This is a genomic window from Phenylobacterium sp., from assembly GCF_030651185.1.
In the GTDB taxonomy this organism is placed as follows: domain Bacteria; phylum Pseudomonadota; class Alphaproteobacteria; order Caulobacterales; family Caulobacteraceae; genus Phenylobacterium.
Window position 1 is genome coordinate 1 of the sequence record NZ_JAUSCJ010000012.1, and the last position, 13,766, is coordinate 13,766.

Annotated in this window: 10 protein-coding genes; 4 read left to right on the plus strand and 6 right to left on the minus strand. The window is 68.5% G+C overall.

Going from position 1 to position 13,766, the window contains the following annotated elements; all coding sequences use genetic code 11:
- The 4 genes from Q7J39_RS04045 to pyrE form a co-directional block, all read right to left on the minus strand.
- Positions 1-1,026, minus strand: a 1,026-nt coding sequence (locus tag Q7J39_RS04045; RefSeq protein ID WP_304820697.1) for a serine hydrolase, incomplete at its 3' end; no start/stop codon positions are given.
- 72 nt (positions 1,027-1,098) lie between these two features.
- A complete protein-coding gene (gene acpS / locus Q7J39_RS04050) occupies positions 1,099-1,497 on the minus strand; it encodes a holo-ACP synthase (RefSeq protein WP_304820699.1) in 399 nt (132 codons plus the stop codon).
- The gene (locus Q7J39_RS04055) at positions 1,494-2,252 is read right to left on the minus strand and encodes a pyridoxine 5'-phosphate synthase (protein ID WP_304820701.1); all 759 of its coding nucleotides are present in this window, start codon (positions 2,250-2,252) and stop codon (positions 1,494-1,496) included. Before Q7J39_RS04055 ends, acpS begins: the two co-directional genes overlap by 4 nt.
- On the minus strand, positions 2,249-2,833 hold the full coding sequence (pyrE, locus tag Q7J39_RS04060; RefSeq protein WP_304820703.1) for an orotate phosphoribosyltransferase: 585 nt from the start codon (positions 2,831-2,833) through the stop codon (positions 2,249-2,251). Before pyrE ends, Q7J39_RS04055 begins: the two co-directional genes overlap by 4 nt.
- Before the next feature lie 77 nt (positions 2,834-2,910).
- On the opposite strand from pyrE, the gene Q7J39_RS04065 reads away from it, so the two are divergent.
- On the plus strand, positions 2,911-3,435 hold the full coding sequence (locus Q7J39_RS04065; RefSeq protein WP_304820705.1) for a GNAT family N-acetyltransferase: 525 nt from the start codon (positions 2,911-2,913) through the stop codon (positions 3,433-3,435).
- On the opposite strand, the gene Q7J39_RS04070 is transcribed toward Q7J39_RS04065, so the two are convergent.
- Positions 3,423-4,319 carry an EamA family transporter gene (locus Q7J39_RS04070; protein ID WP_304820708.1) on the minus strand — a complete coding sequence of 299 codons (897 nt, stop codon included), beginning with the start codon at positions 4,317-4,319 and terminating at the stop codon, positions 3,423-3,425. The genes Q7J39_RS04065 and Q7J39_RS04070 overlap by 13 nt on opposite strands.
- A 179-nt stretch (positions 4,320-4,498) precedes the next feature.
- On the opposite strand from Q7J39_RS04070, the gene Q7J39_RS04075 reads away from it, so the two are divergent.
- The 3 genes from Q7J39_RS04075 to Q7J39_RS04085 all read left to right on the plus strand — a co-directional run bounded on the left by Q7J39_RS04075 (position 4,499) and on the right by Q7J39_RS04085 (position 11,402).
- The gene (locus tag Q7J39_RS04075; RefSeq protein ID WP_304820710.1) at positions 4,499-5,371 is read left to right on the plus strand and encodes a TauD/TfdA family dioxygenase; all 873 of its coding nucleotides are present in this window, start codon (positions 4,499-4,501) and stop codon (positions 5,369-5,371) included.
- Between the two features lie 399 nt (positions 5,372-5,770).
- The gene (locus tag Q7J39_RS04080; protein ID WP_304820712.1) at positions 5,771-8,209 is read left to right on the plus strand and encodes a TonB-dependent siderophore receptor; all 2,439 of its coding nucleotides are present in this window, start codon (positions 5,771-5,773) and stop codon (positions 8,207-8,209) included.
- Between the two features lie 85 nt (positions 8,210-8,294).
- Positions 8,295-11,402 carry an amidohydrolase family protein gene (locus Q7J39_RS04085; protein ID WP_304820715.1) on the plus strand — a complete coding sequence of 1,036 codons (3,108 nt, stop codon included), beginning with the start codon at positions 8,295-8,297 and terminating at the stop codon, positions 11,400-11,402.
- Between the two features lie 174 nt (positions 11,403-11,576).
- Here the strand turns inward: Q7J39_RS04085 and Q7J39_RS04090 are convergent, their stop codons facing one another.
- On the minus strand, positions 11,577-13,745 hold the full coding sequence (locus Q7J39_RS04090) for a bifunctional (p)ppGpp synthetase/guanosine-3',5'-bis(diphosphate) 3'-pyrophosphohydrolase (protein ID WP_304820717.1): 2,169 nt from the start codon (positions 13,743-13,745) through the stop codon (positions 11,577-11,579).
- Positions 13,746-13,766 lie beyond the last annotated feature (21 nt).

Consider the following 13,766-nt stretch of genomic DNA (forward strand, 5'->3'; position numbering starts at 1 on the left):
CTCCGACACTGGGCGGCGGGTCTGGGCGATCATCACCGCGACCGCATAGCTGTGGCCGTCCGGGGCGGTCATGATCCCCACGTCGTTGAAGCCGGTGGCCACCGCCCCCCAGACCTGGCCGGTGCCGGTCTTGTGGGCCAGGCTCCAGCCCGGCGCGAGGCCCGCCGGCAGGCGGCCGGGGCCGGTGGCGGTCTCGCCCATGATCTTCAGCAGCAGGTCGGTGGAGGCCGGCGACAGCAGGTCGCCCCGCTTCAGCCGCGCCAGGCCGGTGGCGATCCCCACCGGGGTGGCAGCGTCATAGGGGTCGGCCAGGTAGGCGTCGAGGTTCACCGCGCGGGCCTCGGGCGACAGGGTGTCTCGCTCCTCCCAAAAGGTGTGGGCGAAGGAGTAGGCCGGCTTCCAGTCCAGGCCCGCGATCTGGGTCTGCATCACCTTCTCCGGCGGACTGGCCCAGACGCCTTTGAGCCGGTGACGATCCAGGATCGCCTGCACCGCGGCCTGGCCGCCGACATGGCCCACCAGGACGTCGTTGGCGGCGTTGTCGCTCTGGGCGATGGCCCCGGCGATCAGGTCCAGCACCGAGACGGGGTAGCCGTTTTCGCCGACATGTTTGCGCAGCGGCTGGTGGAAGATGCTGAGGTCGCCCTTGCGGACCACCAGGGTGTCGCCGAGCGTCATCCGCCCCTTATCCACCGCGTCGAGGGCGGCCAGCGCCACCCAGAGCTTGGACACGCTCTGCTGCGGGTACCTGTTGTCGCCGTCGAAGGCGACGGTCCAGCCTTCGTCGACGTCGCGGATGGCGATGCCGACCCGGCCATCGAAGCCGCGTCCCAGGGCCTTGATCCGGGCCGACAGCTCGGGCGCGGCCTGGGCGGCCACGGTCTGCTGCACCGAGCGGCCCTCCGGCGGGCGTTCCCCCGGCGAGGGCAGGGTCAGGAGCAGGCCGAGCGGCAATGCCACCAGGCCGAACCACCAGCGCTGGCCGTGGGCGACCCTGCGCCGCGATGCTCCGGAAACCCCCGTCATGCGCGCCAGCCTAGCACAATCGACGGGGGGCTCACCTGCCCTCGCCCGCCGATTGCGGGAGGCGTCAGAGCCCTATTCCGGCACGGCCTCGATGATCACGAAGGCCTGGGCGTAGGGATGGTCATCGGTGAGCGAGAGGTGGATCACCGGCTTGTGGCCGGCCGGGACCATCTTCTCCAGCCGGGCCAGTGCGCCGTTGGCGAGCGCCATGGTGGGCTGGCCCGAGCGCATGTTGACCACCCCCATGTCGCGCCAGAAGACACCGGCCCGCATGCCGGTGCCCAGCGCCTTGGCGCAGGCCTCCTTGGCGGCGAAGCGCTTGGCGTAGCTCGAGGCCTTGTCCGGCTTGCGCTCCGAGCGGGTGCGCTCAATCTCGGTGAAGATGCGGTTCGTGAAGCGCTCGCCGAAGCGGTCGAGGCTGCCCTGGATGCGGCGGATGTCCGACAGGTCCGAGCCGATGCCGAGGATCACGCGGCGCGCTCGGCGCGGGCTTCATCCATCAGGGCGCGCATCCGCTGGATGGCCGGGGTCAGGCCGACGAAGATCGCCTCACCGATCAGGAAGTGGCCGATGTTCAGCTCCATCAGCTCCGGGATCGAGGCGATGGGCTTGGCGGTCTCGTAGTCCATCCCGTGGCCGGCATGCACCTCCAGGCCGATCCGGTGGGCCTCGGCCGCGGTGGCGCGCAGCTTCTCCAGCAGGCGCGGCGCCTCGGGCGAGCGGTCGCGGACGGCGTCGCAATAGGGGCCGGTGGTCAGCTCGACCACCTGGGCGCCGACCGACTTGGCGGCGGTCACCTGGTCCAGGTCGGCGTCCACGAAGCAGGAGACCCGGATGCCGGCGTCGACGAAGCGGCGCACGGTGGCGGCGATGACGTTGTGGCCCTTCACGACGTCGAGGCCGCCTTCGGTGGTGACCTCCTCGCGACGCTCAGGCACCAGGCAGGCGGCGTGGGGAAGATGGGCCAGGCAGATGGCCTCCATCTCGGCGGTCACCGCCATCTCGAAGTTCAGCGGAATGCCGCGCCGCCGGGTGATGGTGGCGAGCGCATCCATGTCCGCGTCGGAGATATGGCGGCGGTCCTCGCGCAGATGGGCGGTGATGCCGTCGGCGCCGGCGGCCATGGCCATCTCGGCGGCCCGCACCGGATCAGGATAGGTGGCGCCCCGGGCGTTCCGGATGGTGGCCACGTGGTCGATGTTCACGCCCAGGCGCAGACGGCTCATCCGTGCAGTCTCCGGCTGCCCGGGTCTTCCACCGGGATGGCCGCCAGTTCGGGCGGCAGCTGATCGGCGGGATAGGCGGGCACGTCCAGGCGGGCCAGGGCCACGAAGGGCGCGCCCGGATCGGCCCGGCCGCCCGAGCGGTCGACGATGGCGGCGGCCACTACGACATTGCCGCCGGCCGCCTTGATGGCCTCGACGCATTCGCGGGACGACAGGCCGGTGGAGACGATGTCCTCCACCATGGCGATGCGGGCCCCTGGCGGAATGGAGAAGGCGCGGCGCAGCTTGAAGCCGCCCCCTTCCCGCTCGACATACATGGACGGAACGCCCAGGGCGCGGGCGGTCTCGTAGCCCGGAATGATGCCACCCACCGCCGGGGAAATGCACAGATCTACCGGGCCGACCTCTTCGAGGATCCTCGCCGCCAGGGCCTTGCACAGGCGCTCGGTGCGGTCGGGATATTGGAAGACGAGGTTCTTTTGCAGGAAGGTGCCGGAATGCAGGCCACTGGAGAGCACGAAGTGTCCCTCGCGAAGGGCGCCTGCCGCGCGGAATTCTTCCAGGACCTGTTCGGTGTTCATGATGGCGCCTCCTTGACGCGGCATAGCGAACCCGCCTCAGGCTGTCATCTGGGATGGTGGAGGACGAGACGCAATCCATGCTGAGCCGCGACATCCGTTTGACGACGCCCCGACTGGTGATGCGCCCGACCGAGGCCTGCGACGCCCAGCGCATGGCGCAGATCCAGTCCAACTGGAAGGTCACCCGCATGCTGCGCCTGGCGCCGTGGCCCGCCACGGATGCGGCCATGACCGCGTGGGCCGATCTGCACGCCGAGGAATGGGCAGCGGGCACGGCCTACCGATTCGCCGTGCTGCTGGATGGGGTGATGATCGGCATGGCCGACATCGACGACATCAAGGGTGACGAGGGCGAGATCGGCTACTGGTTCGACGAGCCCTATTGGGGCCAGGGCTTCGCCCGCGAGGCCGCCGCGGCGCTGATGGATTTCGCGATCCAGACGGTGAAGCTGAAGCGCATCGTCGCCGGGCACAATGCCGAGAACCCGGCCTCGGGCGCGGTGCTCAAGCGGCTGGGGTTCCACTTCGTGGGGGACACCCTGAAGTTCTCCAAGCCGCAGGGGGCCGAAGTCCCCTACCGCATGTACGCCTACGAGGCCTGAGCCGCCGGGCGGCGCAGCATCGGCCAGAACATGTTGAGCGCCAGACCGCCCAGCACCAGGCCCGCCGCCATCAGCTTCCAGTCCTGCATCGGCTCGTTCAGCAGGGCCGCCGAGGCCGCCATGCCGAACACCGGCACGAAGAAGGCGAGCGGCGAGATGGTGGCGGCGGGGTAACGGGCCAGCAGCCAGCCCCAGGCGGCGTAGCCGAACAGGGTGTTGCCCACCGACTGCCAGAGGACCGCGCCCCAGGTTCCGAGGTCGGCGTTCTGGACGCCGAGCAGCATCCGTTCGGGGCCCTCGAAGACCAGGGCCAGGATCAGCAGCGGCGGGATGGAGAACAGGCTGGCCCAGACCACATAGGCGAGCGAATTCACCCCGGGCGTCGCCCGCTGCACCATGTTACCGCCGGCCCAGCTCGCGGCCGCGATCAGCACCAGGCCCAGGCCCAGCGGCGTGGTGGAGCCGTCGGTATGCATCAGGATCACCGCCAGACCACCGGTGGCCAGCACCAGGGCGGCGATCTGGAACCGCTTCACCCGCTCGCCGGTCAGCCACATGGACAGGCCGATGGTGAAGAACACCTGGACCTGCACCACCAGGGAGGCCAGGCCCGGCGAGATGTCGTGCTGCATGGCCAGGTAGAGCATGCCGAACTGGCCGAGCCCGATCAGCACCCCATAGGCCGCCAGGTTGCGCCACGGCACGTCGGGCCGCTTGAGGAAGAAGACGGCCGGCAGCAAGGCGAAGGTGAAGCGCAGGGCCGCGAAGGTCAGCGGCGGCAGGTGGGCCAACGCCACCTTGATCACCACGAAATTGGTCCCCCACACCGCCACCACGGCCAGCGCCAGCAGGGCGGCGCGCCAGGTCAGGGCGTTGGCGGTCATGGCGGTATCCTTGGAAGCGGAGCCTGCGGACGGACTTAAGCTTCGGCGCCCCGGAAAGCCAGCCGGTCGCCTCTCGGCCCCGCGGCAGAAAAACTGCGGACGCCGGGGATTGAACGGGCGGGCCGGACATGACGAAATCCCCCCATGGGGGCGAGCAGACCTCCCGGAGGACAACAGCCATGTCGAACCTGCGCATCCGCCGCACCGCCGGCGCCCTGGGCGCCGAGATCTCCGGAGTCGATCTCTCGCGCGACCTGGAAGAGGGGACCATCGCCGAGATTCGCGCGGCCTTCGTGGAACACCAGGTGATCTTCTTCCGCGACCAGACCCTGAGCCCCGAGCAGCAACTGGCCTTTGGACGGCGGTTCGGGCGCCTGAACATCCACCCCTATGTCGCCGGCATGGCCGACCACCCCGAGGTGATGGAGGTGATCAAGGAGCCGCAGGACAAGGTGAACTTCGGTGGCGGCTGGCACTCCGACATGAGCTTCCTGGAGCATCCCTCCATCGCCTCCATCCTCTATGCCGTGGACCTGCCGGACTATGGCGGGGACACCCTGTTCGCCAGCCAGGCCGCCACCTTCGAGGCGCTGACGCCGGGCCTGCGCGCCACGCTGGAGACCCTCAACGCCGTCCACTCGGCGGGGCGGGAATATTCGTCCAGTGGCCACTCGGCCCAGAAGCGCTCCTCAATGAACGTCGCCGAGGCGGAGGGAGTGACCGGGGAATTCATCCACCCCGTCGTGCTCACCCACCCGGAGAGCGGCCGCAAGGCGCTGTACGTCAATCCGGCCTTCACGATGAAGATCGACGGCTGGAGCACGCGGGAGTCCAAGCCGTTGCTGGACTTCCTGTTCGAGCATTGCCGGGGCGAGCGGTTCACCACCCGCTTCGCCTGGAGCCCGGGCTCGGTGGCCTTCTGGGACAACCGGTCGGTCTGGCACTATGCCCTGAACGACTATCCGGGCCAGAGGCGGCACATGCGCCGGGTGACGGTGGACGCCGATCCCGCCTGCTACGTGGGCGCCCCGCGCCTGGCGCGCGCCTCCTGAAGTCGAACCGGCCTTCGCCAAGGCTCGAGGCGAGTTCGCGCGTCCTGCAACCCCAACGAACTGGCCCGTCCTGACGCTGGCGTGCGATTGAGCAAGCAAACCTAGGATTGCTGAATGCGCCGCCATGGCCGAGGCAATATTCCCTCCTCGCCTCAGGTATATTGACGGCGTTCACCTACCCGCCTCTGTTGGTCCGGCGAGCGGACGGGGCTGACCGTCCACCCATGAAAGTAATCAGGCGGGCACAACGCCGGAGAAGACTCGTCTTTGCGAGCTTTTCCGGCGCGGAAGACGAGCGACTCTTTGCGGATATTTTCAACTCCGCTGTCAAAATTGAGCGCTCCCACAAGGAGGACATCCGGGCAGGCAATTCATCATCCGTAACGGGGGATAGACGGCATGAAATCATATCTGACGGCGGCCAGCCTGCTGGTCCTGGGCCTGGCGGCCACGCCGGTCCTGGCGCAAGGCTCGGCCGAACTGGACGAGGTCATCGTCACCGGCACGCGCTCGACCTCGCGCACGGTGACCACGAGCTTGGCGCCCATTGATGTCCTGTCGTCGGAGGTGATGGCCAAGAGCGGCAAGCAATCGACCCGCGACCTGATCTCGACCCTGGTGCCCTCGGCCAACACCTCCAATTCAGGGGCCGGCGCCAGCTTCGCCATCAAGACCGTCTCCCTGCGCGGCCTGGGAGGCGACCAGACACTGGTGCTGGTGAACGGCAAGCGCCGGCACAACACCGCCATCCTGTTCGTCAACGGCACCACCCAGAACGGCCAATCGCCGCCCGACCTAGACCTGATCCCCTCCTCGGCCATCGAGCGCATCGAGGTTCTGCGCGACGGCGCCTCGGCGCAGTACGGCTCCGACGCCCTCGCCGGGGTGATCAACGTGATCCTCAAGGACGACGCCCAGGGGGGCCGCTTCACCGCCCTGGCCGGCATGACCGGCAAGGGCGACGGCCAGACCCTGCAGGGCTCGCTGAACTATGGCCTGTCATTCCTGGAGACCGGCTACCTGAACCTGACCCTGGACGCCCGCACCACCAACCTGGCCGACCGCGGCGCCTTCACGCCCAACACGGGGGTGCTCTACTTCCCGGTGGCCGGGAAGCCCGACCCGCGCGAAAGCACCGCCAGCCGCCACACCGCCCACCCGGGCAGCCCGCAATCCCAGCTCTATTCCCTGGCCTACAATGGCGGCTACGAGCTTGAGAGCGGGATCAAGCTCTACTCCTTCGGCACGGTGTCGAGCCGCAACACCGCCGCCTGGCTGACCTTCCGGCCGCCGAGCAGCATCCTGAACAATGTCGCGGTCTATCCCGACGGCTATGTGCCGCGGCTGATCCTGAAGGATCGCGACTATCAGTTCGCCGTGGGCGCCAAGGGCGACAACCTGCTGTCCTTCGCCTGGGACCTCTCCACCACGCTCAGCCAGAACGAGGTGGGCTACTACGAGAACTCCCTCAACGCCTCCCTCGGTCCGGCCAGCCCCAGCGCCTTCTATCTGGGGACCCTGACCTTCAAGGAATGGACCACCAACTTCGACCTCAGCCGCGAGTTCGACATCGGGCTGACCAAGCCGATGTTCCTCGCCATCGGCGCCGAATATCGCAAGGACGAGTTCACCATCGGGGTGGGCGAGCCGGCCTCCTATGTCCTGGGGGGCTATGTCGCGCCGGCGGGAACGCCCCTGGCCGGCCAGTTGACCGCCGGCGGGTCCCAGGGTGTGTCGGGCTTCCCGCCCTTCGCGGCCGGGACCTTCGAGCGCGACAACAAGAGCTTCTACGTCAATGTCGAGCAGGCCCTGACCGACAATCTCGAGATCTCGCTGGCCGGGCGCTTTGAGAGCTATTCGGACTTTGGAGAGGCCGAGACCGCCAAGGTTTCCATGCGCTGGGAGCCCTTCTCGGGGGTCGCGGTTCGCGGCACCGCCTCCACCGGATTCCGCGCCCCGTCCCTGCAGCAGCAGCACTACGGTTCGGCCAGCACCATCAACGTCGCCCTGCCAGGTCAGCCGACCCAGCTCGGGCCGTCCCAGATCCTGCCCTCTGACAACCCGGCAGCCATCGCCCTGGGCGCCAAGCCGCTGGAGCCCGAGGAGTCCACCAGCTACTCCATGGGCCTGGTGATGAACCCCCTGCCCTCGCTCAGCGCGACCCTCGACGTCTACCAGATCGAGATCAAGAACCGCATCCTGCAGAGCGAGCAGCTGGGCCCCAACGCCGCGGTCAACGCGGCCCTGGTGAGCCAGGGGCTCAATCCCGGCCAGGCGGCGTTCTACTACGCCAACGCCGCGGACATGACGACGCGGGGGGTCGACTTCGTCATCGACTACAAGACCGACTTCGGTGACTTCGGCGCGGTGCGCTGGACCTTCTCGGCCAATTACAACAAGAGCGAGTTCGACCGCATCACCGCCCCGCCGCCCCAGCTGGCCGCGGCCGGCCTGGTCCTGGTGGGCCGCGCGCGGATCGGCGACTTCACGGTCGGCACGCCGCGAGAGAAGCAGATCCTGTCGGCCGACTACACCCGCGGCGGGTTCAACGCCAACGTCCGGGTCACCCGTTATGGCGAGGTTTTGCAGCGCAACTCCGTCAATCCGATCCTGGATGAGCGGATCTCCCCCACCGGCATCGTCGACCTGGACCTCAGCTACGACGTGACCGACGCCGTGCGGGTGTCCATCGGGGCCAACAACTTCCTCGACACCTATCCGGACGTGGTCCAGCCGGCGAACCGCGGGGGAACCAACCCCTTCACCTACTTCAACCAGTACTCGCCGTTCGGGATCACCGGCGGCTTCTACTACACTCGGCTCAACGTCAAATTCTGAGCCACACCGCGGGGAGAGCAAGATGGACGACGGGCGTGGCGGCGGAGTGGATCGTCGTCGGTTGCTATCCTTGGGGGGGACGGTCATGGCCGCCGTCTCCCTCCCCGCGGCCGCCTCGGCCGCCAAGCCCCTGGACCCTCCGATCGAGGTCGCTCCGCAGTACGTCACCGTGGTGGAGGGCACCAATATCGCGGTGACGGCGGCCCCTAACGGCAAGGCCGTCGCCTTCGACCTGTTCGGGATCATGTGGTCCGTGCCGATCGAGGGCGGCGGGGCCACCCGCCTGACGGACGATCTCACCGACGGCGCCCAACCCGACTGGTCGCCGGATTCCATGACCCTGGCCTTCCAGTCCTATCGCGACGGCAACTTCCATATCTGGACGGTGGGCGCCGACGGCTCAGGCCTGAGGCAACTCACCAAGGGCCCCTATGACTGCCGGGAACCGCGCTGGTCGCCGGACGGCAAGTCGATCGCCTTCTCCTCCGACAGCAGCGGCCCCTACGCGATCCACGTGCTGGATGTAGCGACCGGGGCCATCAAGCTGTGGGCCCAGGCCAAGGGCCAGGCGTGCGAACCCTGCTGGTCGCCGGACGGGAGCAAGATCGCCTTTGCCGTCGACCGCGCCCGCATCGAGGTGGCCGACGCCAGCGGCAGGACGGTGACGGCGGCGACCCTGGCGGTCTCGGCCGACCGCATGAACCCTACCGAGCTGCACAGTCCCAGCTTCACGCCGGACGGGAGCGACATCGTCTATCACGTGCTGGCCTCGGGCGCCGCCGAGCTGCGCGGGTCCAAGGGCGCCCTGGTGACCGGCGAGGACATCTTCCCCTTCCGCCCGACCTGGCTGCCCGGCGGCGACCTGGTCTATGCCGCCGACGGCAAGATCAAGCGCCGGGGCGCGGACGGCGCGAAGACCATCGAATTCTCCCTGGCGGTGCCGGTCCGCAAGGCCAGCTACGCCAAGAAGCAGCGCGACTATGACTCCACCAAGGCCCGGCCCGTGGTGGGAATCGGCAGCCCGGCCCTGTCGCCGGACGGCAAGTCGGTGGCGTTCCGCGCCCTGAACGACCTGTGGATCATGCCGCTGGGCGGCAAGCCCGTGGCCCTGATCAAGGACGGCTTCTGGAAGTGCGACCCAGCCTGGTCTCCGGATGGGACCTTGCTGGCCTACTCCACCGACAAGGCCGGCAGCCTGGACATCTGGGTGCGGGACCTGGCGGCCGGGACCGACCGGCAGGTCACCCGGCACGCCGGCGCGGCGGTTTCGGCCGCCTGGTCCAAGGACGGCAAGCAGATCGCCTTCCTCGATCAAACGGGTTCGCTACACACCGTCGACGTGGCCACCGGCGCCATCAAGCAGCGCTTCGGGGCGATCTGGGAGCCGGGCAAGCCGACCTGGAGCCTGGACGGTCAGACCCTCGCGCTGGCGGCCTTCAAGCCCTACAACGCCCGCTTCCGCGAAGGCCTCTCAGAGATCATGACCGTGGACGTGGCCACCGGGGCCGCGACCTACCAGCCCCACGCCCCCAACAAGTCCCTGGGCACCCGAGGCGACGACGGACCGGTCTGGTCGCCGGACGGCAAGTCCATCGCCTATGTGTTCGCCAGCCGGCTGTGGACGGTCGAGGTGGACGCCAAGGGCAAGTTCACCTCAGCGCCCAAGGCCCTGACCGACGAGGTCACCGACGCCCCCACCTGGAGTGGGGATTCCAGCCAGCTGCTCTATCTGTCGGGCGGCAAGCTGAAGCTGATCGCGGCCGCCGGCGGGACCGCCAAGACCATTCCCGTGCCGCTGACCTGGGCCAACGCCAAGCCGAAGGGCAAGACGGTGATCCGGGCCGGCAAGCTGTGGGACGGCCTGGGCCCCGACCTGAAACACGACGTCGATATCGTGGTGGACGGCAATCGCATCGCCGCGATCCTGCCTGCCGGCCAGGGTCCCACCGACGCCAGGCTGATCGACGCCCGCGACGCCACGGTGATCCCGGGCCTGGTGGAGATCCACGCCCACCGGCAGATGCAGGGCTATGGCTATGGCGACCGCGAGGGCCGGCTGTGGCTGGCGCTGGGCGTCACCAGCACCCGCTCGCCGGGTTCGCCCGCCTATCACATGGTGGAGGACCGGGAATCCCTGGACGCCGGCGCCCGGGTCGGCCCGCGCTACTTCTCCACCGGCGAGGCCATCGACGGCTCGCGCATCTACTACAACTTCATGCGGCCGGTGACCGAGACCGGCCAGATGAAGCTGGAGCTGGATCGGGCCGAGGCGCTCTCCTACGACCTGCTGAAGTCCTATGTGCGCATGCCGCTGGCCGCCAGCCGCGAGATCACCCAGTGGGCCCACGCGCGCGGGATGCACGTCACCTCCCACTACCACTATCCGGCGGTCAGCTTCGGCCTGGACGGCATGGAGCACATGGGGGCCACCAGCCGGTTCGGCTATTCGCGGACCACCAGCGCGCTCGGGACCAGCTACCAGGACGTCACCGCCCTGTTCGTGCAGAGCGGCGCGCGGCGAACGCCGACCCTGTTCTCATCCTCGGCCATGTACGGGACCGACCGCTCCCTGGTGGACGACCCGCGCACCAAGGCCCTCTATCCGCCGTGGGAATATGCCCGCCTGCTGGAGCGGGCGGAGCAGGCCGCGAAGGGGGATTCCTCGGTGGCGCTGTCGGCCCTGGCCCGGAACGTCGAACACCTGCGCGACATCCTGCGGAGCGGTGGACGGGTAGTGACCGGGACCGATTCTCCAATCGATTTCAATGGGATCAGTCTGCATATGAACCTGCGGGCGATGGTCAAGTACGGCCTCACCCCCTACGAGGCCCTGGTGACGGCGACGCGGTTCTCCGGCGAGTTCCTGGACCAGCCGTTCGGAACGCTCACCGTTGGCGCCCTGGCCGACCTGGTGGTGACGGAGGGCAATCCCCTGGTCCGTATCGAGGACGCCGCGGCCGTGCGTCAGGTGATGAAGGGCGGCGAGGTGTTCGACATCGCCACCCTGATCGCGCCCTTCAAGGACGTGGCCCATGCTCAGGCGACGCAAGTGAAGGCGCTGGCGGCCCGCAAGGGCGGCCAATGGTGGCACGAGGCGGCCTATGTGGAATCTGGCCGGGCGGCCTGCTGCGTCGATCCGTTCTGCGCGGTGCAGCAGAATGGTCGGCGTCGGTTCGTGGCGACGGAGGTTTAGGCTCTAGCCCCCTCCGTCACGCGCTGACGCGCGCGCCACCTCCCCCGATACGGCCTGCGGCCTGGGGGAGGAATTGGGAGCACGAAAATTCCTCCCCCAGCGCGAAGCGCGTTTCGGGGGAGGTGGATCCGAGCATCGCGAGGAGACGGAGGGGGCTTTGCCCTCTCCGCGACCCTAGCCTTTACCGCGCTCCACCGTCTCGACGGCGGGGTTGGCGCGCAGGGCGGCGCCGATGTGGGTGAGGTGGCGGGCGTCCTTCACCTCGACATCGAAGTCGACGTCGAAGAAGTCGGCATGGCGGCGGTGCATGCGCAGGTTGACGATGTTGCCGCCGGCTTCGCCGATCACCGTGCAGGCCTGGCCCAGAACCCCCGGCGCGTTACGGATGGTGGCGGTGAGGCGCGACAGGGTGACGGTGTTGCGCTCGGCCTCCGGCGTCCATTGCAGGTCCCGCCAGAGCTCCTCCTTGTCCTCGTATTCCGCCAGCTTGGCGCAATCGATGGTGTGAACCGTCAGGCCGCCGCCGTCCGGCTCGATGATGCCGACGATGCGGTCGCCCGGCACCGGAGTGCAGCACTGGCCGAAATGGAGGCTGACACCGGGGGTCAGGCCGCCGCCGCGCACATAGAGCCGCGCGGCCTTGCCGCCCTCGATCCGGCGCACGGCCGTGGCCGCCTCGCGGTCCGACGCCTTGAGGCCGGGGAAGATCACGTCCAGCACCTGGGTCGGCGAGATGCGGCCGCGGCCGACGATCTCGAACAGGTCGTCCTCGCTGGCGACGGCGAAGCGTTCCAGGGCGGGTTTCAGGGCGACGTCCTTGCGGGCCTTGCCGGCGCGCTCGAAGGTCTGGTCCACCGTGGCGCGGCCAAGCCTCGTGAACTCCTCCTTTTCCGTCTGGCGGATATGGCGGCGGATGGCGGAGCGGGCGCGGCCCGTGACGGTCAGGGAGCGCCAGTCGGGCGGTACCACAGGCTTGGCGCCGCGGATCACCTCGACCACATCTCCGTTCTGAAGAGTCGTACGTAAGGGCTTGAGTTCGCCGTTGATCTTCACCCCGATGCAGGTGTCGCCCACGTCGGTGTGGACGGCATAGGCGAAGTCGAGCGGCATGGCGCCGCGCGGGAGGCTGACCAGCTTGCCCTTGGGGGTGAAGACGAAGGCCTGGTCGAGATACATCTCGAGCTTGGCGTGCTCCACCAGCTCCTCGACGTCGCCGCCATGCTCCAGCACCTGGACCAGATGGCGCAGGTTGAGCAGCGGGTCGCGGCCGCCGGCGTCAGCCTGGGCCTCGGCGTCGAAGCCGTAGGACTTGTCCTTGTAACGCCAGTGGGCGGCCACGCCCTCCTCCGCCACCCGGTCCATGGCCTCGGTGCGGATCTGCATCTCGATACGCATCCCACGCGGGCCAACCACGGTCGTATGGATCGAGCGGTAGTTGTTCCGCTTGGGGGTGGAGATGAAGTCCTTGAACCGCTCGGGCACGCTGGGCCAGGCCCGGTGGATGACGCCCAAGGCGCGGTAGCAGTCCTCCTCGGAGTCCACGATCACGCGGAAGGCGTAGATGTCGGAGAGCTGGGAGAAGCCGATCGACTTGCGCTGCAGCTTGCGCCAGATGGAATAGGGGTTCTTCTCGCGGCCGAAGACCCGCGCCGAGAGCCCTCGAGCGTCCAGCTTGGCGGCGATTTCGGCGGACACCACGGCGACCGCCCCGCCCTGCTCGATGCGCAGCGCCTCCAGCCGGCGGCCGATGGCGTCGCGGGCCACCGGGTTCAGGTGCTCGAAGGCCAGCTCCTCCAGCTCCGAACAGATGCGGTGACAGCCGATGGAGCGGGCGAGCGGCGCGTAGATGTCGAGGGTCTCGCGGGCGATCCGCTCGCGCTTGGCCGGGCTCTTGATGTAGTGCAGCGTCCGCATGTTGTGCAGGCGGTCGGCCAGCTTGACCATCAGGACGCGGACGTCCTTGGAAATGGCCAGGATGAACTTGCGCAGGTTCTCGGCCTGCTTGGTGTGCTCGCTGTTGAGCTCCAGCTTGGTGAGCTTGGTGACGCCCTCCACCAGCTCGCTGATCTCGCCCCCGAACAGGTCGGTGATGTCCTGGGCGCTGACCGGGGTGTCCTCGATCACGTCGTGCAGCAGGGCCGTGACGATGGTCGCGGTGTCCAGCCGGTAGTCGGTGAGGATGCCCGCCACCTCGATCGGGTGGGCGAAATAGGGGTCGCCGGAGGCGCGCTTCTGCGAGCCGTGCATGCGCATGGCGTAGACATAGGCGCGGTTCAGGATCGCCTCGTCGGCGGTCGGGTCGTAGGAGCGGACCTTCTCGATCAGCTCATACTGGCGGAGCATGCGCGGAGGCCGAACCGGACT